This is a genomic window from Brevundimonas vesicularis (genome assembly GCF_027886425.1).
Lineage (GTDB): Bacteria > Pseudomonadota > Alphaproteobacteria > Caulobacterales > Caulobacteraceae > Brevundimonas > Brevundimonas vesicularis_C.
Window position 1 is genome coordinate 2,396,728 of sequence record NZ_CP115671.1, and the last position, 19,589, is coordinate 2,416,316.

A 19,589-nucleotide genomic window follows, 5' to 3' on the forward strand; every position below is an offset into this window, starting at 1 on the left:
ACCGCAGCGTTCCACGCCGCGATGCGCTCAGGACGGCCTGCAATGCTCGACCTCGGGATCGAACCGCGCCCCGTCCACCACGCCCGCGACCAGCACGCCAGCCTTGCGCCAGCGTCCGCCCAGCGCCAGCCGCCCCGCAAGCCTCAGCCGTGATGCGGCATAGCGCAGCGCAGAGCGCCGTCCCTCGTGCCGCCGCTTGGCCAGGATGACGTTGCGCGTCAGATAGCGATGCAGCCGCTCGCGCCGCGCATCCGGCTCAGTCTCGATGGTCAGCCGTCCCGGCGTCGCGCGCACATGCTCGGCGCGGCTGGCCGCAACCAGATAGCCCGGCTCGTCGCGCGACAGCCGCAGCGTATATTCCGTATCGTCGCCCCAGATGAACATGGGCGCCAGCGGCAGGCCGTGCCGCATCACCGCCGCCCGGCTGACCAGGACCGACACGAACGTCGCCTGCCGCACCGGCGCCATACCCTGCTCCAGCCGCTCGCCCCAGGCCGGATAACCCAGCACATTTTCGCGCCGGTCGATCTCGGGCGTATTGGTCAGATGCCCCTCAGGCGACCGCACGCTGGAACACAGGAAGGCCGCAACGACGCCCTCATCCGCTAGCCCCGCTTCCGCCGCCAGCAAGGCCTCCAGCGCATCCGGCGCCGCCAGCACGTCGTCGTCCATCAACCAGACCCGGTCAGCCCCCGCCTCGATCGCCGCGCGGATGCCGGCGTTGAAGCCGCCCGCCCCGCCCGTGTTCACCGGCATCCGAACCACCATCGCCTGCCCCGCCCAGGCGTCGGCCAGCATCTCGGCGGTGCCGTCGTCGCTGGCGTTGTCGACCACCACCACCCCGTCGCAATGCCGCGTTTGGGCGATCAGGTGCGCCAGACATTGCTCCAGCAGGGCGCGCCGGTTCCACGTCACCACCACCGCCCAAACCGACTTGCTCATGCGGCCATCCGGGCGATGGCCGGCGCCAGCGATTTCTTGACCAGGCTCAGCGCCCGCCCGACCGCCTGGTCCATGTTGTAGTACTGAAAATCGGCCAGCCGCCCGGCGAACCACACCTTGCCCGCCAGCGTCGCCGCCATCGCGCGATACTCCCCCGCCAACGCGCGCGACGCCTCCGTCAGGATCGGATAATAGGGGTCGTTCACGCCCGCCTCATAAGCCATCGGATATTCGGTCACCGTCGCCGTCGTCGGCCCGCCCTCGCCGGTCAGGTGGCGGAAATCGGTGATGCGCGTGAAGTCGAAGTCGTTGGGATAGTTGACCGTCCCGACCGGCAGCCCCTCCCCGGCATCCACGACCTGATGGTCGAACCGCACGCTGCGATAGGGCAAGGCCCCGACGGACCGGCCGAAATAGTCATCCAGCGCGCCGCAATAGACCATCCGGTCCCACGCCCCCGCCCCCACCTGATCCATCGGCGTGTTCAGCGACACCGTGATGTTCGAATGGTCCAGCATCCGCGCAAACAGCGCCCCATAGCCGTCGCGCGGCATCGCCTGATGGCGGTCGACGAAATAGCGGTCGTCCCGGCTGACCGCGATCGGCACCCGCGCGGTGACCGAGGCGTCCAGCGCCTCGACCGGCAGGCCCCATTGTTTGGCGGTGTATCCGGCGAACACCTTGTCGAAGACATAGTCCCCCAGCCGCCTCAGATCCGGATCGTCCCCCGCCTGTCGCAGATCATGGATGCTGGGCCGCGCCCCGAAACCAAACCGCTGGACCAGGGCCTGCGTCATCCGCTCGGCCATCGCGGCGGGAAACAGCGTCTCGATCGAGTCCAGATTGAATGGCAGCGGCACCCTCCGCCCGTCCACCTGCCCCTGGACCCGATGGGCGTAGGGCCGCCAGGCCGTAAACTGGCTCAGATAGCCGAAGATGCGCGCGCTGTTGGCGTGGAACACGTGCGGGCCGTAGGGATGGATCAGCCGCCCGCCCGCATCGCGCCGGTCGTGCGCATTGCCGCCGACGTGGTCGCGCCGATCGATCACCAGCACGGTCTGGTCCAGTCCGCGCGCCAGTCGTTCGGCGACCACCGCCCCGGTGAAACCAGCGCCGACGATCAGCCAGTCATATCGCCGGGACATCGCGCCTCCCGCCGGCCAAGAACAGCGCGCCCCAATGCGCCCTCAACCCGATCAGGCAGGCCACGACCACCGCCGCCTCGCCGATGATCCGCGCGCCCGCCATCCCGACCGCGCCAAGGCCGGGCGCCAGCACCACCGCCGGGCCCAGCGTCGCGACACAACCCAGCGCCACGATCAGCGCGAACCGTCCATCCATCCGCAGCGGGTTCATCAGATGCAGCCCCAGCACCTGGCTGACGGCCACCAGCGGCAGCACCCAGACCAACATACGCAGCACCTCGACGGCGCCCGCAAACCCCGGCCCGAACAATAGACGGGTCAGCAGCGGCGCCGCCAGCGTCAGCGCCGCCGCCAGCAGCACGAACGCGCCGGTCGAGGCGGCCAGCGTCCACCGCGCCGTGCGAAACGCCGCCGCCGAATCCTGTCCCAGCAGTCCGGCGACCCGGGGCGCAATCAGGCCTGCCAGCGGCCGCATCAGCGACCCGGACGCCGCGACCAGTCGGCCCGCCGCCCCGTAAAGCGCCGCCTGCGCCGGCCCGGCCAGCGCCGCGACAACCAGAACGCCCGCCCCCGTATAGGCGACGATGACCGCTCGACTGGCGAACAGTGGCCCGCCCTGGATCAGGGCGCGCCTCACAAAGCCCCGCTCCGGCGCTTGAACCCTCTGCCGTCGCAGCAGCAGGACGCCGGTCGCGGCCAAGCCCGCCCAGACGCCGCCCGCCTGGACGGCCATCACGCCGCCGACGCTCAAGTCGGGCAGCGCCAGCACGAGTCCCGTCGCGGCGATAGCGAAACCGACCTCCAGCATCGCCGCCGGACCGGAATCGCGAATACCCTGAAAGAACCACAGCAGGCTGGCCCCCTGCCCAATCCCCAGCACGACCGCCATGGCCACGACGCCGCTCGCCCCGTCCAGAACCGGATTGAAGGCCGCCAGGCCGACGCCGACGGCGGCGGCGGGCAGGATCAGCACGCCGCGCATCGCCAGGGCCTGACCGACCAGGACGCCGCGCCCTTCGACGGCTCCGGCGATGTCGCGCGGCCCCGAGAGCGACTGCCCGTAATCGACCACCACCGACACCACCAAGGCCAGGGCGATGGCCGAGGCGAATACGCCGAACCCTTCCAGCCCCAGGCGTCGCGTCAGAACCGGATAGAGCAGCAGCGGCGAGACATAGCGGGCGACGTGCGCGCCATAGACCCAGCCCGCATCGGCCGCGCCCCGCGCCGACAGCAATCGGTGCCTGCCATCCCCCAACTGTCGCCCCCGCGATCAACCCTGGCGCGAGCTTTAGACACGCAAGGTCGCAATCGCAAGCTCGGGCTCAGCCGGGCGGCTCAGCCGAAACGGCCCTCGGCCCAGCGCGCGGCGAAATAGCCGCCGGTCGCCGACAGCATTGTTAGGGTCGTGCCCCAGATCAGGTCGATGATCGTCAGCTTGGTCTGCCACACCGCCAGCGTCGCCTGATTGGTCAGGTCGTAGGTGGCGTAGGCGACGAAGCCCAGGGCCGCCCCATTGATCGCCGCCCGCGTCCAGTTCCCCTCCTTCAGGGCCGGCGCAATCGCCAGGAACACGGTCCCGGCGATGGAGATCAGGTAAAAGGCCACCGCCGCCTTCATGTCTGGCTTGTCGGCCATGATCGGCCCGATGACGGGCTTATACAGCCGGTTCGTCATGGTGGTCAGCCAGACGAAATCGATGGCCGCAAAGGTCAGGCCGGCCCCGAGATAGGCCGCGACATATTTGATCATCCTCGTCTCCCTTAAGCCGGCTTCAGTCGATAGTGGCTGACCGCCCAGGTGCGGCCCTCGTCGTTTCCGAACAGACCCGCCGTCGCCAGATAGAACCGCCGCCAGCGACGGGTCCAAAGTTTGGCGTCGTCGCCATAGGTCTCCCGCATCAACACCGCGATCCGCGGGGCGTTCCGGTCCATGTTCGCCAGCCAGTCGTTGGCGGTCTTCGCATAGTGACCGCCGTTCCAGGTCCATTCCTGCTCGACCGCGAACAGGTCGGGAAACTGCCGGATCAGGCCATGGCTGGGCATGACCCCGCCGGTGAAGAAGTGTTGCGCGATGAAGTCGCCGCTATCGGTATGGTCGAACCGATAGGGCGCGTCGCGGTGCGTGAAGACATGGATGAACATCCGCCCCTCCGGCGTCAGCCAGCGTCTCGCCTTGGTCAGCAGGGCGCGCCAGTTGGCCATATGCTCGAACATCTCGACTGACACGATGCGGTCGAACCGCTGCTCGGTGTCGAAGGCGTTCATGTCCTGGGTGATGACCGTCAGATTGGTCAGGCCCCGCGCCGCCGCCTGCGCTTCGATATGGCCGCGCTGGCCGTGGCTGTTCGACACCGCCGTGATCTTCGAATTCGGATAGGTCTCGGCCATCCACAGCGACAGCGAGCCCCAGCCGCAGCCCATTTCCAGGATCGTCTGACCGTCATTCAAATCGGCATGGGCGCAGGTCTCGGCCAGCGCCGCCTCCTCCGCCTGATCCAGCGTCTCGCGGCCCGTGGGATAGAGGCAGCAGGAATATTTCAGCCGCTTGCCCAGGCACAGCTGGAAGAACTCGGGCGGCAGTTCGTAATGCTGCTGGTTCGCCGCGTCCGTATGTTCGGCGATGGCGCGCTGGGCCATTTCGCGCGCAAAGGCCGCCTCGTCATGCGGCCCGTCGCGATCCAGTCGCTTTCGGGCTTCCGTCACCAGGCTGTCGATCGCCGGGCGCGTCACGAAGTCCGGGAACGGCGCGTCCTGCAGCTGGCGAATGGCGACATTGGTCAGGTTCATCGGCGTCCTCGATCGTCGGATCTTGCTGCAGGCTTGACTGCAATACGACGTCTCGGCCCCGATGGATGCCTGATGGATATCTGACCCCCTTGAACACAACCCAAGCGATGCCGACATCAGCCTCCCGCGACGATCGATTCCGTAGAAAGTGCACCAACTGCACTCTCTTTTTCGAACCCCGCTCGCCATCGTTTCAGACGAATTAGACGAATTAGACTCTGTTTTTCGCCTTCACCGTCTGAAATCGCCGCGTCGGATCGACGCCGCGTCTTGCCCCCCGCCCGCCCCCGCGTTAGGCGTGGTCAAAAGCCGATATTCATCAGGCAGTGAAAAAAGGGAGAGCGATGGGAAAGATCTACGCTGACGTCACGTCCGCGCTGGAGGGCCTGACCTTCGACGGCATGACGGTCATGTCTGGCGGCTTCGGCCTGTGCGGCATCCCCGAGAACCTGATCGCCGCCCTGCGCGACAGCGGCGTCAAGGGCCTGACGGTCATCTCCAACAACGCCGGCGTCGACGGCTTCGGCCTGGGACAACTGCTCGGCACCCGCCAGATCGCCAAGATGATCAGTTCTTACGTCGGCGAGAACAAGGAGTTCGAGCGCCAGTATCTGGCCGGCGAGTTGGAGCTTGAGTTCAACCCGCAAGGCACCCTGGCCGAGCGCATCCGCGCCGGCGGTGCCGGCATCCCCGCCTTCTTCACCGCCACCGGCGTCGGCACCCTAGTCGCCGAGGGCAAGGAGGTCCGCAACTTCAACGGCCGCGACTATGTCATGGAGACCGGCCTGGTCGCCGACCTGTCCATCGTCAAGGCCTGGAAGGCCGACGAGCGCGGCAACCTGGTGTTCCGCAAGACCGCCCGCAACTTCAACCCGATGATGGCCACGGCCGGCAAGGTCACGGTTGTCGAGGTCGAGGAGATCGTCCCCGTCGGTTCGCTGGATCCCGACCACATCCACACGCCGGGCGTCTATGTCGACCGCCTGGTCCAGACCGTGTCCGAAAAGCGCATCGAACAGCGCACCGTCCGTCAACGTGCCGCCGGCGCCGCCGCCGGATCGGAGGTCTGATCATGCCCCGCACCCGCGAACAACTCGCCGAACGCGCCGCCCAGGAACTGCAGGACGGCTTCTATGTGAACCTGGGCATCGGCATCCCGACCCTGGTCGCCAACTACATCCCTGCCGGCATGACCGTGACCCTTCAGTCCGAGAACGGCATGCTGGGCATGGGCCCCTTCCCCTATGAGGGCGACGAGGACCCCGATCTGATCAACGCCGGCAAGCAGACGATCACTGAGATCCCGGAGTCGTCCTACTTCTCCAGCGCCGACAGCTTCGCCATGATCCGTGGCGGCCATATCAACCTGTCGATCTTGGGTGCGATGGAAGTGGCCCAGAACGGCGACATCGCCAACTGGATGATCCCCGGCAAGCTGGTGAAGGGCATGGGCGGCGCCATGGACTTGGTTGCGGGCGTCAAGCGCGTGGTCGTCGTCATGGAACACGCCAACAAGCACGGCCAGTCCAAGGTCCTGAAGGAATGTAGTCTGCCCCTGACCGGCACCGGCGTCGTCAGCCGCATCATCACCGACCTGGCCACCTTCGACGTCAAGCCCGACGGCGCGGGCCTCGAGCTGATCGAACTGGCCGACGGCGTCACCCTCGATGAAGTCGCCGCCAAGACCGAGGCGGCCTACACCATCGCAGCGGACTTGCAGGCCGCCTGATAAACCTGCGCCGCTCTGGTCTACCGGGGCGGCGCAGGCTCCAGCCGACGATAGGCGGCGCTCACAAAGGCCATCGTCAGCGGAGCCTGCAAGCCTGTCAGCACGACGGCGAAGACGATCCAGCCCGCCGTGCCAGACATAAGGCCCGCGCCCCACAGCAACACCAGCGCGATCTTCGGCGCCGCCGTAAGGACAAGCCCAACCAGCAGGGACCAGAAGCCGCCGCGCGCGATGCTCATGCTCTGCAACGACACAATCTGCCCACGCCCGATCGTCGCCGGTGCGAACAGAGACAGGCGCACCGCGAAGGCGATGACGGCGAACAGGGCGAAGGCCGTGACGACCGCCAGCAGGATCAGCTTCCACGCCGGCCCCACCGCGCTCCACTGGCGCATCTCGATGGCCTGGGCGTTTAACTCGGCCATGCCGAACACCGCCAACAGGACCAGGGCCACGACCGAAAGGATCATGGCGAGAAAGATTGCGCACAGCAGGCCCGCGCCCAGCAGCCGCCCCTCCGGTCGTCCGAACTGCAACCCAAGCGGCCCCAGTCCCAGCCGCCGCGCCCCGGCCAGATCGTCGGTGATGGCGATCCGCGCCAGCGCGCCCGCCAGCACAAGGGTTGAGATCAGAGCGCATGCCGCCCAGATCAGGCCCGTACGACCCGCCGCCAGCGGCTCCACGCTCCAGACCACGGCCGCCAGCACGATCGCGCCGCAGGCCCCGCGCCACAGGCGAGGCAGGGCGCGGACCGCCGCCGACAGCGTCTCGCCCAGTCGCAAAATCCGATGCTCGCTCAATCTACGCCCCCGATGACCGGCGGCGGATATAGCAGGGGGCCATGACACCGCGCCACCCGCCCGCTAGAAGGCCGCGATGAGCGCTTCCCCCTCTCCTTCCCCCATCCACGTCATCGGCGGCGGCCTGGCCGGCTCCGAGGCGGCCTGGCAGATCGCCCAGGCCGGCGTGCCCGTCATCCTACACGAGATGCGCGGCGTGCCTGGCGTCAAGACTGACGCCCACCACACCGATGGCCTGGCCGAGCTGGTCTGCTCCAACTCCTTCCGCTCGGACGACTGGCAGTTCAACGCGGTCGGCCTGCTGCACGCCGAGATGCGGGCGCTGGATTCGGTCATCATGGCCTGCGGCGACATCAATCAGGTGCCGGCCGGCGGCGCCCTGGCCGTGGACCGCGACGCCTTCTCCCAGGCGGTGACCGCCAAACTGACCGCCCACCCCTTGGTCACCATCGTGCGCGAAGAGATCGCGGGCCTGCCGCCGCAGGCGTGGGACAATGTCATCGTCGCCACCGGCCCCCTGACCTCACCTGCCCTGGCCGACGCCATCCTGAAGGCGACGGGCGAGGAGTCCTTGAGCTTCTTCGACGCCATCGCCCCCATCGTTCACGCCGACTCGATCGACTTCGACATCGCGTGGCGTCAGTCGCGCTATGACAAGGAAGGTCCGGGCGGCGACGCCGCCGCCTACGTCAACTGCCCGATGGACAAAGCCCAGTACGAGGCGTTCATCGACGCCCTGCTGAGCAGTCCCAAGGCCGAGTTCAAGGACTGGGAGCACGTCCCCTATTTCGACGGCTGCCTGCCCATCGAGGTCATGGCCGAGCGTGGTCGCGAGACCCTGCGGCACGGCCCGATGAAGCCGGTCGGCCTGACCAATCCGCGCGACCCGCTGGTCAAGGCCTACGCCATCGTCCAGCTGCGCCAGGACAACGCGCTGGGCACCTTGTTCAACATGGTCGGCTTCCAGACCAAGCTGAAGCACGGGGCGCAGGCCGAGGTCTTCCGCATGATCCCCGGCCTGCAGAACGCTCAGTTCGCGCGTCTGGGCGGTCTTCACCGCAACACCTATCTGAACAGTCCCCAACTGCTGGACAAGCAGCTGCGGCTGAAGGCCATGCCACGCCTGCGTTTCGCCGGCCAGGTGACGGGGGTCGAAGGCTATGTCGAGAGCGCGGCCATGGGCCTGCTGACCGGCCGTCTGGCCGCTGCGCAAGCGCTGGGTCGCGACCTGGCCCCGCCGCCGCCCGAGACCGCCATGGGCGCCCTGGTCGAGCACATCACCGGCGGGCATCTGGCAGGATCGAAGTTCCAGCCGATGAACATCAACTACGGCCTGCTGCCGCCGCTCGAGGCGCCCAAGGTCGATGAGGCGGGCGTCAAGATCCCGCTGAAGGAACGCGGCCGGGCCAAAAAGCGCCTGATGAGCATCCGGGCGATGGAAAGCCTGAAGGCTTGGCGCGACGCGGGCTGATTTCTGAGGGCCGGGCCGCTCAGCGCAGCTTGGACAGGCCCGGCCGGAACCCCAGCGTCATCACGCCCAGCAGGATGACGCCCACGCCCATCAGCACCCAGGCCTGGGTCAGGTCGGCCATGTTGTCGCGCAGCAGGCCGGCGCCCAGCGGCGAGAGGCTGGCGATGATGTAGCCGCCGCCCTGGACGAAGGCGAGCAGATCCCCGGAGCGCGCGGGATCGTCGATCTGGTCCATGGCCAGTATCAGGCTGAGCGGGAAGATTGCGCCGATGCCGAGGCCCAGGACGATCACGATCGGAACGGCCATGCCGAGGGGCGCGACCACGAGACCGGCCAGACCCGCCAAGGCCAGAATCAAGGCCGTAAGGATCGGTCCGCGCCGATCCGGGAAGCGCCCGATGGTCAGCGACACCAGCAGGCCGGCCGTCACCTCCGCAGCCGTCATGCCGCTGAGCAGATAGCCGGCCGTGGCCCTCGGCTCGCCCAGGTCGATGTAGAAGGGCGGCAGCCAGGCCAGTATCAATGTATAGGCCGAGGTCCCCAGGCCCATGATCAGGATCAGCCGCCACGCCCGCCCCTGACGCCAGAAGGGCAGCTCCGGGGCCGTCGCCTCGACCACTGCGGCGCGGTTCGGCTCTTCGGCTGCGGGGTCGCGTGACGCCGCCAGCCAGACCAATGCTGCGACAAAGGCCGGCGCGCTCCACAGCGCCAGCGTCCCGGCCCAGCCGATCGTCTCGGCCAGACCGGCCGCTGTGGCCGCCGCGACGGCGGCGCCGGCCATGATGCCGGTGGTGTAGAGCGCCATGACCGTGCCGAACTGCGCCGGAAACGCCCGTTTGATGACGACCGGCGCCAAGGCCTGCATCAAGGCGACGCCGACGCCGACGACCACGGCGCTGGCGATCAGGCCGGTCGCGCCGGTCAGCACCACCCGCACCAGGCAGGCCGCACCGATCAGAAGCGCGCCCAGCAAGATCCCGCGCCGCTCGCCCAACCTCCGACGCAGCGGGCGGATCGACAGGGCGCCCAGACCGATCATCAGCACGGGCAAGGTGGTCAGCAGGCTGGCGGCGGTCGAACCCATGCCTGTCGCACCCTCGATCAGATCAAGCAGCGGCCCCACCGCCGCCATCGCCGGCCGCAGATTCAGCGCCAGGGCGACGATGGCCGCCAGCAACAGCAGCGAGGCGCCGCGCGCGGGCGTGGCGTCAGATCGTGCGGTCATAGTGGGGACTCCGACTAAAAATCGCGCTAGTCTCTCGACCTCAAGTATCTCGATGTCAAGATAACCATGCCCGATAGAGCTTCTCGCGCCGCCGCCCAATGGGCCGTGCAACGCCCCGACCTGGACATGCTGCCGATGGAAGTGCTGGGACGCCTGAACGAGGCGTCGCAACTGGTGATCCGCGAGCGCCAGACGCCGCTGTTCGCGCGCTATGGTTTGCAGCACGGCGAGTTCGACGTGCTGGCGACGCTGCGCCGATCTGGCGAACGCGAGGGCCTGACGCCGACCGCGCTGTTCGAGGCGGCGATGATGTCTTCCGGCGGCATGACCGCGCGGATCGACCGGCTGGAAAAGGCGGGCTGGGTCGAGCGGCGCCCGCATCCCAGCGACCGACGGGCGACTCTGGTTCGGCTGACGGACAAGGGTTTCGACCTGATCGAGACAATCATGCCCAGCCATCAGGAGACGGCCAAAGAGGCCTTAAGCGGCCTGTCGCGAGAGGATCAGAAAACGCTGAACGCCCTGCTGACCCGCTTGATCGCCGGACTGAACGGCTAGGTCAGATCCGGCCGCGCAGCACGGCCCAGAGCAGGCGCAGCCGCTTCAGCGGCTCCGGCCGGTCCGGATCGGTCAGGGCCACGTGAGCCACGGCCGGGAAGCCGGCAGGCGGCAGGCGTTTCAACGCCCCATTGGCGGCGGATTTCAGGGACGCCGCCTCCTGGCGGCGGCCGGTCTGCGTCAGCCCCCAGACGCGGGCCGCATCCGCCACGGCGGCGTCATGCCCCTGCCCTGCCAGCACACGTGTCGCGACCTGCATCGGGCCGATGTAGAAGGCGTCGAGATCGTGCGGCTGTTCGCGCACCCGGCCGATGTGGGCGTCGATCAAGGCGTCGAACGGCGCACGGTCCAGGCCGTGGCGCGCGACAAGATCGGTCAGCGCCTCCAACACCGGGTGGCCCTTGCGCGGCACGCCGGCGAAGACGCCGTCCATCTGTTCCGCCCACCAAGTATAACGCATCTCGGCCAGCAGCGGCTGGGTCACGCGCGTGGGGATGGTCATCAGCTCGGCTTCGAAGGCGTAGAGCGTGATCAGGTCAGCGCGGGCGCGGTCGTCCGCGACCAGGCGGCTGGACAGCCAGCGGTCGAGGTCGGCGGTGCGGACCTGTTGGTCGAGCGTATCCGCAGTCTCGGTCAAGCGGCGCGCGACACCGCGAAATCGGCCAGATCTTCCAGCGCGGCGCGCCAGTCGCTGGACGGCAGGACCGACAGGGCCGCCTTGGCCTGATCGGCATAGTCGCCGGCGAGGTCCAGGGTCGCGCCGATAGCGCCCGAGCCGATGATCAGTTCGCGGGCGCGGGTGAAGTCTTCGGGCGTCCGCTCGCCCTTGGTCACGGTGCGTTCCCAGAAGGCTTCCTCGCGGCCGCGCGTGCGAGCGACCGCCAGAAGCAGCGGCAGGGTCGCCTTGCCCTCGTTGAAATCGTCGCCGGCGTTCTTGCCCAGGGCCTCGGCCGTCGCGTCGTAGTCCAGGGCGTCGTCGGCCAGTTGGAAGGCGATGCCGAGCGCCATGCCGTAGTCGCGCAAAGCCTTGATCGCGGCCGGATCGGCGCCGGCGCCCACCGCGCCCGCCTCGGCGGCGGCGGCGAACAGTTCGGCGGTCTTGGCCGAGATGATCTGCAGATAGGTGGCCTGGTCCAGATTCAGATCGTGGGCGCGCGTCAGCTGCAGCACCTCGCCCTCGGAGATCACCCGCGACGCCTCGGCCAGAATGCCCAAGGCGCGCATCGAATCCGTCTCGACCATCAGTTCGAAGGCGCGGGCAAACAGGAAGTCGCCGACCAGGACGCTGGTCGGGGCGCCCCAGATCAGGTGGGCCGCGACCTTGCCGCGACGCAGTTCGGACGCATCGACGATGTCGTCATGCAGGAGCGTGGCGGTGTGGATGAACTCGACCGCGGCGGCCAGCTTGCGCGGCGCTACGATGTCGTCCGTCGCGCCCACGGCGCGCGCCGCGGCGACGGTCATCAGGGGGCGCAGACGCTTTCCACCCGCCGAAACCAGATGTTCGGCCAGTTTCGGGATGATCGGCACGTCCGACTGCATCCGATCCAGGATCAGGGCGTCCACGGCCGCCATATCGACCTCAGCCAGCCGGACAAGGGCGTTGACGTCCCCCTTCGGGCGGTGAGCGGCGGCGATGGCGACGTCCAAACGAATACTCTTTCACTGGCGCGGCGGGCCGCGAGAATGGCTTTTTGCGGCCGGGCCGGCTTGCCCCCGCGAGTTGCGGCGCACAATGATGTTCGACCCCTTGAGGGTCAAGGAGATTGAGGCTTGGAGCCGGTCGAAACCCTGTCGACAACGATCGTCGAGAACGGCCTGTTGAACGGCCGGGTGCGCTTGCGTCAACCCGCACGCGGCTATCGCGCCGGGATGGATGCGGCTTTGCTGGCGGCGGCGGTCCCGGCCGAGGCGGGCCAGAGCGTGATCGAGGCGGGCTGCGGAGCGGGTGCGGTCCTGATGCAGATCGCGGCGCGACGGCCCGGCGTGACCCTGACGGGCGTGGAGCGCGATCCGGTGATGGCGGCGCTGGCGACCGAGAATGCGACGCTGAACGGCGCAGCTGGATCAGCTATGATTCGTCAGGGCGACGTGGCGGCCGGGTTTCGGGCCCTCGGCGTGGAGCCAGCCGACTGGGCCATATCCAATCCCCCCTTCTTCGATGACGCCACGGCGTTGCGCGCCCCGGCCGAGAGCAAGCGGGGCGCCTGGATGGCCGACGACGGGCTGAAGGCGTGGACCGATTTCCTGTTGAAGGCGGTGAAGGAAGGCGGGCGCATCGTGGTCGTTCACCGCGCCGACCGACTGGCCGATCTGCTGGCTCTGCTGGGCGAAAAGGCGGGGTCGTTCGCCGTGCGGCCGATCCATCCCTTCGCGGACGAGCCGGCCAAGCGGGTGCTGGTGCACGCCATCAAGACCGGGCGCGCGCCGCTGCGACTGCTGCCGCCGCTGATCCTGCACGATCGCGAGGGCGGCAAACACACCGCCCAGGCCGAGGCGATCCTGCGCGGCGAGGCGTCGCTGGGATGGTGATCGGGTGGTCAATCGCGACCGGAACGCCTAAATGCCGCCTCCTGACGAAATCGAGCCCGCCCCGTGTCACCCGACGACCTTCCGCATGATCTTCAAGACGGCCTGATCGCCGTCGGCGAGGCCGCGCGCGACCTGCGCGAGCCGTGGTGGATCTTCGGCGGGGCGGCCATGGCGCTCTATGGCCTGACCGACATCCATGTGCCCGACATCGACGTGCTGTGCGCGCCGCGTGATGCGCGCAGCCTGCTGGGCGCGTTGGGCGGCGTGGTGATACCCGATCCGGGCGAAGGTCTGTTCCGCTCCGCCGTCTTCGGGCGCGCGCCGGATCAGCCGATCCTGGTCGAGGTCATGGCCGATCTGGAGACACGCGACGGCGGCGACTGGACGCCAGTCGCCTTCGGCTCGCGTCGCCGCGTTTTCGTTGAGGACACGCCCCTGTTCGTCCCGGACATCCGGGACCACATCGCCCTGTATCGCCTGTTCGGCCGCCCCAAGGATCTGGCGCGCGTCGAACAGCTTGAACGACTGATCGCCTGAATGCCTTTCCCCTTCCAGATTTCCGCCACCGAGGGCCGCGCGCGCACCGGGGTACTGAAGACCTCGCGCGGCGACATCCGCACCCCGGCCTTCATGCCGGTCGGCACCGCCGCCACGGTCAAGGCGATGACGGTGGATCAGGTCAAGGCGACTGGCGCCGACATCCTGCTGGGCAACACCTATCACCTGATGCTGCGCCCCGGCCCCGAGCGGATGGAGCGTCTGGGCGGGCTTCATACGTTCATGGGCTGGGACAAGCCGATCCTGACCGACAGCGGCGGGTTCCAGGTCATGTCCCTGGCCGGCATCTCCAAGGTGAAGGAGGAGGCCGTAACCTTCTCCAGCCACATCGATGGCTCCAAACATGTTCTGACGCCTGAGCGGTCGATCGAAATCCAGGCCGACCGAATCGGCGCCGACATCTCGATGCAGTTGGACCAGTGCGTCGCCTATCCGGCCGAGAAGGACGCAGCCAGAAAGGCGATGGAGCTGTCGATCCGCTGGGGTGCGCGGTCCAAGGCCCGGTTCGGCGAACGTGAAAACCAGGCCCTGTTCGGCATCCAGCAGGGATCCACCTTCGAGGACTTGCGCCGCCAGTCATCGGAACAGCTTCAAGAAATCGGTTTCGACGGCTACGCCATCGGCGGTCTGGCGGTCGGCGAAGGCCACCAGGCCATGTGCGAGGTGCTGGACTATGCGCCCGAAATGCTGCCGGCCGACCGTCCGCGCTATCTGATGGGCGTGGGCAAGCCGGTCGACCTGGTCGAGGCGGTGTATCGCGGCGTGGACATGTTCGACTGCGTCCTGCCGACCCGCGCCGGCCGTCACGGTCAGGCCTGGACCTGGGATGGCCCGCTGAACCTGAAGAACGCCCGTTTCGCCGAGGATCAGGACCCGCTGGACCCGACCATCGACGGCCCGTCGTCGCAGTATTCGAAGGCCTATTTGCACCACCTGATCCGCGCCGACGAAATCCTCGGGAAGGTGCTGCTGAGCTGGCACAACATCGCCTTTTATCAGGCGCTGACGGCGGCCATGCGCGCGGCGATTTCCGAGGGCCGGTTCGAGCAGTTCAGGCGCGACTTTCACGCCCGCCACACGTCGAACGGCTGACGCCTAAGGGTGCGGTCTGAACCAGCTGGGCGCCGCCGGCGGTGCGCAGTTCCGCTGCATACCCATGCCCTTCAGAAAGGCGCGGCGCATCCGGCCGGACTGGATGGCCGATTGAACGTGCTTTGAGTGCTGTTCAGCGCCGCTCAGCCGGCGGATCCAGTTGCGACCGGGAATAAAGTCGGTCGTCGTGTCACGAATGGCGTTCAGCGCCGCCCTGGCCGCCGCATCCGCCGCCCGCTCGCTGAGATAGGAGCCGTCCTGACGCGGCGGTTCGTCCGTATCGGGTCCCAGCGCCTCGTCCAACCGTGCGACTTCTGCGCCGATGGTCGTGCACTGATTCAGATTGCGCAGGTCGTAGGGATTGGCTTCGGCTTGCAGCAGCACCGTCGGGATCATCTGACGACGCAGGTTGAAGTCTTCCAGCGGCGCCGTCGCCGCCGCCGCAAAGCCCGCCCCGACCTGTTCGCCGCCGCCCATCGCCGACCGACCGGCATTGCAACCGGAAAGCGCAACAAGACTGACTGCGAGAAGAAGGCGTTTCATGGGTTGGCTTAGACCACGCCTAGGCTGGCGATTAAAGCGTAGCGGCGGAAGCGGTCGGTAACGAAGAATTCTCTGATTTTAGGTCACTTTGACCGGTCGTTGGAGTTCGGTCGTGCCTTACATCGCCAAGAGCCTGGAAGCCCTGGACGCCCCTGCTGGTCCGTTCCAACGTCTTACGGAACTGGCCTGCACGGTTTTCGATGCGCCCGCCGCCGTCGTCACCCTGGTCAGCGGCGACAACGCCGTCCTGTGGTGCAGCGATCGTGAACTGGTTCGAAGCCTGCCGCGCGAACGCACTCTCGGCGACCGTCTGCTGCGCCAGGGCAAGGGCGCCGTCCTGGTGGTCGAAGACGGCCTGGCGGACCCCGCAGCGCGCAATCATTTCCTGGTGGCGCCCCCCTACAATCTGCGTTTCTACGCCGGCGTGACGATCTGCGGCCCGGACGGTCAGCCGCTGGGCGCGTTCGGCGTCATGGATCGCAAACCCCGCCCTCACCCCTCCGACGCCCAGATCGCAACGCTGCGAACCTTGGGCGCCATGGCCGAAGACATCATCGCGTCGTTGGAAGTCGGTCGCGTCAGCGATGAGCGCCACGGCACGCTGGAGCTGATTGAAAACATGGCCGGGGTCGGTCATTGGCGGTTGGAACTGGCCAGCGGCAAGGTCCACTGGTCCGACGAAGTGTTCCGCATCCACGGTCTAGATCGCAAAACCTTCGATCCGCAGGTCGATTCGGCCATCGATCGCTATCACCCCGACGACAGGCCCGGATTGTTGGTGGCGATCGCACACTCGGCCGAAACCGGCGATGGCTACAAAATGCGTCTTCGGCTGATCCGCGCCGATGGCGAGGAGCGTGCGGTTCTGACCCAGGCGCGCGCCGAACGTGACGACGCCGGGGTCGTGAAGGTCCTTTACGGCGTGTTTCAGGACATCACAGACCAGCAGGCCCAGATCGCCCGCGCTCAGCGTGACGAGGCGCGCTATCGGCTATTGGCTGAAAACGTTGGCGACGTGATCACCCGCGTTCGCCCGGACGGCACCAGCAAATACATCTCGCCGGCGATCGAAAGCCTGCTCGGCTGGACCACCGAAGAGATGAACGGCCGGCCCATGGACTATGTCCATCCTGATGATCGGGAGATGGTGACCCGGGCCGTGCTGGGAACCATCCACACCAAGGAGCCGTGCCGGCTGGAGCACCGCGCCCTTCATCGCGACGGGTCGATCGTCTGGGTCGAATGCACCTTCCGCGCCCTTGCTGCCGAAACGGGCAAGCCGTCGGAGGTGGTGGTGGTCATCCGCGACATGACGGATCGCAAGATCCTGGCGGACGAACTGGTCACCGCGCGCGACCGGGCCGAGGCGGCGGCGGCCGCCAAGAGCGAGTTCCTGGCCAATATGAGCCATGAACTGCGCACGCCTCTGACCAGCGTCATCGGCTTTTCGAACCTGCTGAAGGCCAGCGAGGCCTTGCCCGAGGCCGAGAAGGGCTATGTCGCGCGCATCGCCACGGCCAGCGAAGCCCTGCTGTCGGTCATCAACGACGTGTTGGACTATTCCAAGCTCGAAGCCGGCATGATCGAGCTGGAGCCGCAGCGGTTCGACCCGGCCGCCCTGGCGCACGAGACGGTCCAGATGATGGAGGCCCAGTGTCTGGCCAAGGGTCTGGCGCTGCACGTCAACTTGTCGCCGGACATGCCGGATCGCCTGATGGGCGACCAGGCCCGTCTTCGACAGATCCTGCTCAACCTGCTGGGCAATGCCGTGAAGTTCACCAGCCAGGGCTCGGTCAGTCTGTCGGTCGGCGGAGCTTTGGAGGCAAACGGCGCATGGCGTCTGACGGCCGAGGTGACCGATACCGGCATCGGCATGAGCCCCCAGACCCAGGCCCATCTGTTCGAACGTTTCTCGCAGGCGGATCGGTCGACGACCCGGCTCTACGGCGGCACCGGCCTTGGGCTCGCGATCTCGCGGCGACTGGCGCGGGCGATGGACAGCGACATCGTCGTCACGAGCCAGCCCGGCCTGGGATCGACGTTCAAGGTGACCGTCCCGCTGCACATCGCCGAGGGCGGATCGGAGGCCGAGGGACCGCGCCTCAGCGTGATGCCCGAGGGCCGCGTGTTGATCGCCGACGACGCACCGGCCAACCGCGAACTGATCAGCGTCATCCTTGTCGGCATGGGACTGGAGGTCGCTACCGCCAGCGATGGGGCCGAAGCGGTGCATGCGGTGCAGTCCGAAGTCTACGACCTCGTCCTGATGGATATGCAGATGCCGGTCATGGACGGCCTGACGGCCACGCGTGAGATTCGCCGTATCGAGCAGGGCGGCGGACGCCGACTGCCGATCATCGCCCTGTCCGCCAATGTTCAGCCGGACCAGATCCAGCTGTGTCGCGACGCCGGCATGGACGACCACCTGGCCAAGCCGCTGCAACTGCCGGCCCTGGTCGCCACCCTGTCGAAGTATCTCGACAAGTCGAACGCTCCGATCGCGGCAGATGCGACTGCGCCGGGTCGCTTTGCGACCCACTAACCCAAGTCCCAGACAGCAAAAAGCCCGCCGAAGCGGGCTTTAAATGGTACGTCCTCTCGGGCTCGAACCGAGGACCCTCTGATTAAAAGTCAGATGCTCTAACCAACTGAGCTAAGGACGCACCGCGCGACGTCCGGGCTGGCCCGAACCGTCGAAGGGCGCCTTCTGTTGTAATCCGGCCTTCCGGTCAAGACCCGGTCTGCTACTCATTGGGCATGAAACCGTTAAATGGCGTCCGCATCATCGAATTCGACGGCTTGGGTCCGGTCACCTTCGCCGGAATGATGCTGGCGGACCTGGGGGCGGAGGTGGTGCGGCTGACGCGCGACGCCTCGGCCGGACCGGCGGTTTTCGACGAGGTCGGAGGCGAGGTGCTGCATCGGGGACGAGCGGCCGTTCCGGTCGATCTGAAATCACCGGCCGATCGCGAGCGCATCCTGCAGCTGATCGATGGGGCCGACGCGGTGATTGAAGGTTTTCGACCCGGCGTCATGGAGCGGCTGGGCTATGGTCCCGACGCCCTCCAGGCGCGAAAGCCCGCGCTGGTGTTTGGACGCGTGACGGGGTGGGGCCAGACGGGGCCGCTAGCGAATGTAGTCGGGCATGATCTGAACTACATCGGCCTGTCCGGAGTGTTGCATGCCATGGGCGAGGCGGATCATCCGCCCTCCCCGCCGTTGAACCTGGTCGGAGATTACGGCGGCGGGGCCATGCTGCTGGTGGTCGGAGTGCTGGCCGCGCTGGTGGAGGCTAGGTCAACGGGCAAGGGACGCGTGGTGGACGCCGCCATGACGGACGGGGCGGCTCTGCTGGGCGGTCTGTTCCAGGCCTTGCGGGGTCGGGGGCTGTGGAGCGACCGGCGCGGAGCCAACCTGCTGGACGGGGGCGCGCCCTTCTATCGCTGCTACGCCTGTCGCGACGGCGGGTTCGTGGCGGTGGCGGCGCTGGAGCCGCGTTTCTACGCTGCGCTGCTGGCCGGCCTGGAGATCGATCCGGCTGACGCGGTTCAATACGACATCGCCGCCTGGCCGGCCCTGCAAGCGCGGTTTGCGGCCTTATTCGCAAGCAGAGACCGCGATGACTGGAGCGCCCATTTCGCCGGGACGGAAGCCTGCGTCACGCCCGTGCTGAGCCTGGCCGAGGCGCCGGATCATCCGCACAATCAGGCGCGTGGAACATACCACAGCGGCCTGCCGCAACCCGCGCCCCGTTTCGACGGCGTAGTTGCTGCGCCCTCCCCCAAGTCCGAACTGACCTTGGATCAAATGGTCACAAAATGGTCCGATCACGCAGGATGACCGACGCAGATTTCGGCGCTAAGGGAACAGCTTAGCGCGACAGGCGTTTGGTCGGCGGAGACCGGGGACTTTCATGACACGCTCGATTTTTGTCTTGGCCGCCGCCGCTAGCGTGCTCGCGTTGTCGGCCTGCGACGACCGTCCTTCGCGCTCGGACGACGACTATCGAGAGATGTCGGTCGAGCCGGCGCCTCCGCCGGTCAAGGAAGACACTCCCCCGCCTGCGCCAGAGGTTCAGGACCCGACGCCCACGCCCCCGCCGTCGACGACGCTTCCGCCTGAGGAACGCACGTCTGAACAGTCGGTCCAGCCCGAGAGCGAGACGCTGTTCTACTGACGAACAGGTTTGCCGGGGGGCGTCCTTT

At 67.5% G+C, this 19,589-nt stretch carries 20 protein-coding genes and 1 tRNA gene; 10 read left to right on the forward strand and 11 right to left on the reverse strand.

Going from position 1 to position 19,589, the window contains the following annotated elements:
• Window positions 1-27: 27 nt before the first annotated feature.
• The 5 genes from PFY01_RS12300 to PFY01_RS12320 form a co-directional block, all read right to left on the reverse strand.
• Complete coding sequence (locus tag PFY01_RS12300) at window positions 28-942, reverse strand: glycosyltransferase (RefSeq protein ID WP_271041482.1); 915 nt, start codon at window positions 940-942, stop codon at window positions 28-30.
• Entirely contained in the window at window positions 939-2,087 is a 1,149-nt protein-coding gene (glf, locus tag PFY01_RS12305) for a UDP-galactopyranose mutase (protein WP_271041483.1), read from the reverse strand. The genes PFY01_RS12300 and glf overlap by 4 nt, the downstream gene beginning before the upstream one ends.
• The gene (locus PFY01_RS12310; protein WP_271041484.1) at window positions 2,071-3,324 is read right to left on the reverse strand and encodes an oligosaccharide flippase family protein; all 1,254 of its coding nucleotides are present in this window, start codon (window positions 3,322-3,324) and stop codon (window positions 2,071-2,073) included. Before PFY01_RS12310 ends, glf begins: the two co-directional genes overlap by 17 nt.
• A 101-nt stretch (window positions 3,325-3,425) precedes the next feature.
• The gene (locus tag PFY01_RS12315) at window positions 3,426-3,839 is read right to left on the reverse strand and encodes a DUF2177 family protein (protein WP_066626091.1); all 414 of its coding nucleotides are present in this window, start codon (window positions 3,837-3,839) and stop codon (window positions 3,426-3,428) included.
• A gap of 11 nt (window positions 3,840-3,850) precedes the next feature.
• A complete protein-coding gene (locus tag PFY01_RS12320) occupies window positions 3,851-4,876 on the reverse strand; it encodes an SAM-dependent methyltransferase (protein WP_271041485.1) in 1,026 nt (341 codons plus the stop codon).
• 344 nt (window positions 4,877-5,220) lie between these two features.
• Here PFY01_RS12320 and PFY01_RS12325 point away from each other — a divergent pair, with 344 nt between their 5' ends.
• Window positions 5,221-5,946 carry a CoA transferase subunit A gene (locus PFY01_RS12325; protein WP_017504088.1) on the forward strand — a complete coding sequence of 242 codons (726 nt, stop codon included), beginning with the start codon at window positions 5,221-5,223 and terminating at the stop codon, window positions 5,944-5,946.
• A 2-nt stretch (window positions 5,947-5,948) separates the two neighbouring features.
• Complete coding sequence (locus PFY01_RS12330; protein ID WP_271041486.1) at window positions 5,949-6,605, forward strand: 3-oxoacid CoA-transferase subunit B; 657 nt, start codon at window positions 5,949-5,951, stop codon at window positions 6,603-6,605.
• Between the two features lie 20 nt (window positions 6,606-6,625).
• Here the strand turns inward: PFY01_RS12330 and PFY01_RS12335 are convergent, their stop codons facing one another.
• A complete protein-coding gene (locus tag PFY01_RS12335; RefSeq protein ID WP_271041487.1) occupies window positions 6,626-7,405 on the reverse strand; it encodes a hypothetical protein in 780 nt (259 codons plus the stop codon).
• Between the two features lie 76 nt (window positions 7,406-7,481).
• On the opposite strand from PFY01_RS12335, the gene trmFO reads away from it, so the two are divergent.
• Window positions 7,482-8,876 carry a methylenetetrahydrofolate--tRNA-(uracil(54)-C(5))-methyltransferase (FADH(2)-oxidizing) TrmFO gene (gene trmFO / locus PFY01_RS12340; RefSeq protein ID WP_271041488.1) on the forward strand — a complete coding sequence of 465 codons (1,395 nt, stop codon included), beginning with the start codon at window positions 7,482-7,484 and terminating at the stop codon, window positions 8,874-8,876.
• Window positions 8,877-8,895: 19 nt separating this feature from the next.
• Here trmFO and PFY01_RS12345 read toward each other — a convergent pair whose 3' ends face one another.
• Window positions 8,896-10,101, reverse strand: a complete 1,206-nt coding sequence (locus tag PFY01_RS12345; RefSeq protein WP_271041489.1) for an MFS transporter — start codon at window positions 10,099-10,101, stop codon at window positions 8,896-8,898.
• Window positions 10,102-10,167: 66 nt separating this feature from the next.
• Here PFY01_RS12345 and PFY01_RS12350 point away from each other — a divergent pair, with 66 nt between their 5' ends.
• On the forward strand, window positions 10,168-10,659 hold the full coding sequence (locus tag PFY01_RS12350; RefSeq protein WP_039245510.1) for a MarR family winged helix-turn-helix transcriptional regulator: 492 nt from the start codon (window positions 10,168-10,170) through the stop codon (window positions 10,657-10,659).
• Between the two features lies 1 nt (window position 10,660).
• On the opposite strand, the gene PFY01_RS12355 is transcribed toward PFY01_RS12350, so the two are convergent.
• Window positions 10,661-11,296 carry a squalene/phytoene synthase family protein gene (locus tag PFY01_RS12355; RefSeq protein ID WP_271041490.1) on the reverse strand — a complete coding sequence of 212 codons (636 nt, stop codon included), beginning with the start codon at window positions 11,294-11,296 and terminating at the stop codon, window positions 10,661-10,663.
• Window positions 11,293-12,234, reverse strand: coding sequence for a polyprenyl synthetase family protein (locus PFY01_RS12360; protein WP_271043061.1), 942 nt, complete (start codon window positions 12,232-12,234; stop codon window positions 11,293-11,295). Before PFY01_RS12360 ends, PFY01_RS12355 begins: the two co-directional genes overlap by 4 nt.
• Window positions 12,235-12,432: 198 nt before the next feature.
• Between PFY01_RS12360 and PFY01_RS12365 the strand changes: the two genes are divergently transcribed.
• The 3 genes from PFY01_RS12365 (at window position 12,433) to tgt (ending at window position 14,841) form a co-directional block, all read left to right on the forward strand.
• Window positions 12,433-13,191: a tRNA1(Val) (adenine(37)-N6)-methyltransferase gene (locus tag PFY01_RS12365; protein ID WP_271041491.1), complete on the forward strand. Its 759-nt coding sequence runs from the start codon at window positions 12,433-12,435 to the stop codon at window positions 13,189-13,191.
• Between the two features lie 63 nt (window positions 13,192-13,254).
• The gene (locus PFY01_RS12370; RefSeq protein WP_161638665.1) at window positions 13,255-13,728 is read left to right on the forward strand and encodes a hypothetical protein; all 474 of its coding nucleotides are present in this window, start codon (window positions 13,255-13,257) and stop codon (window positions 13,726-13,728) included.
• Window positions 13,729-14,841, forward strand: coding sequence for a tRNA guanosine(34) transglycosylase Tgt (gene tgt, locus PFY01_RS12375; RefSeq protein ID WP_271041492.1), 1,113 nt, complete (start codon window positions 13,729-13,731; stop codon window positions 14,839-14,841). It begins immediately after the preceding gene.
• Between the two features lie 3 nt (window positions 14,842-14,844).
• Here the strand turns inward: tgt and PFY01_RS12380 are convergent, their stop codons facing one another.
• Window positions 14,845-15,384, reverse strand: coding sequence for a hypothetical protein (locus PFY01_RS12380; RefSeq protein WP_271041493.1), 540 nt, complete (start codon window positions 15,382-15,384; stop codon window positions 14,845-14,847).
• 112 nt (window positions 15,385-15,496) lie between these two features.
• Between PFY01_RS12380 and PFY01_RS12385 the strand changes: the two genes are divergently transcribed.
• Window positions 15,497-17,926, forward strand: a complete 2,430-nt coding sequence (locus PFY01_RS12385; RefSeq protein ID WP_271041494.1) for a PAS domain-containing protein — start codon at window positions 15,497-15,499, stop codon at window positions 17,924-17,926.
• Window positions 17,927-17,970: 44 nt separating this feature from the next.
• Here PFY01_RS12385 and PFY01_RS12390 read toward each other — a convergent pair.
• Window positions 17,971-18,047: transfer RNA gene (locus PFY01_RS12390), tRNA-Lys, on the reverse strand.
• Between the two features lie 94 nt (window positions 18,048-18,141).
• Here PFY01_RS12390 and PFY01_RS12395 point away from each other — a divergent pair.
• Window positions 18,142-19,224: a CaiB/BaiF CoA transferase family protein gene (locus tag PFY01_RS12395; protein WP_271041495.1), complete on the forward strand. Its 1,083-nt coding sequence runs from the start codon at window positions 18,142-18,144 to the stop codon at window positions 19,222-19,224.
• A 73-nt stretch (window positions 19,225-19,297) separates the two neighbouring features.
• Window positions 19,298-19,561, forward strand: a complete 264-nt coding sequence (locus PFY01_RS12400; protein ID WP_271041496.1) for a hypothetical protein — start codon at window positions 19,298-19,300, stop codon at window positions 19,559-19,561.
• The last annotated feature ends 28 nt before the right edge of the window (window positions 19,562-19,589 follow it).

Bases quoted from the DNA above. Each gene is read 5' to 3' on its own strand.
- PFY01_RS12300 (WP_271041482.1), bottom strand. From the start codon at position 942: ATGAGCAAGTCGGTTTGGGCGGTGGTGGTGACGTGGAACCGGCGCGCC.
- glf (WP_271041483.1), bottom strand. From the start codon at position 2,087: ATGTCCCGGCGATATGACTGGCTGATCGTCGGCGCTGGTTTCACCGGG.
- PFY01_RS12315 (WP_066626091.1), bottom strand. From the start codon at position 3,839: ATGATCAAATATGTCGCGGCCTATCTCGGGGCCGGCCTGACCTTTGCG.
- PFY01_RS12320 (WP_271041485.1), bottom strand. From the start codon at position 4,876: ATGAACCTGACCAATGTCGCCATTCGCCAGCTGCAGGACGCGCCGTTC.
- PFY01_RS12325 (WP_017504088.1), top strand. From the start codon at position 5,221: ATGGGAAAGATCTACGCTGACGTCACGTCCGCGCTGGAGGGCCTGACC.
- PFY01_RS12330 (WP_271041486.1), top strand. From the start codon at position 5,949: ATGCCCCGCACCCGCGAACAACTCGCCGAACGCGCCGCCCAGGAACTG.
- trmFO (WP_271041488.1), top strand. From the start codon at position 7,482: ATGAGCGCTTCCCCCTCTCCTTCCCCCATCCACGTCATCGGCGGCGGC.
- PFY01_RS12345 (WP_271041489.1), bottom strand. From the start codon at position 10,101: ATGACCGCACGATCTGACGCCACGCCCGCGCGCGGCGCCTCGCTGCTG.
- PFY01_RS12350 (WP_039245510.1), top strand. From the start codon at position 10,168: ATGCCCGATAGAGCTTCTCGCGCCGCCGCCCAATGGGCCGTGCAACGC.
- PFY01_RS12360 (WP_271043061.1), bottom strand. From the start codon at position 12,234: ATGGCGGCCGTGGACGCCCTGATCCTGGATCGGATGCAGTCGGACGTG.
- tgt (WP_271041492.1), top strand. From the start codon at position 13,729: ATGCCTTTCCCCTTCCAGATTTCCGCCACCGAGGGCCGCGCGCGCACC.
- PFY01_RS12380 (WP_271041493.1), bottom strand. From the start codon at position 15,384: ATGAAACGCCTTCTTCTCGCAGTCAGTCTTGTTGCGCTTTCCGGTTGC.
- PFY01_RS12395 (WP_271041495.1), top strand. From the start codon at position 18,142: ATGAAACCGTTAAATGGCGTCCGCATCATCGAATTCGACGGCTTGGGT.
- PFY01_RS12400 (WP_271041496.1), top strand. From the start codon at position 19,298: ATGACACGCTCGATTTTTGTCTTGGCCGCCGCCGCTAGCGTGCTCGCG.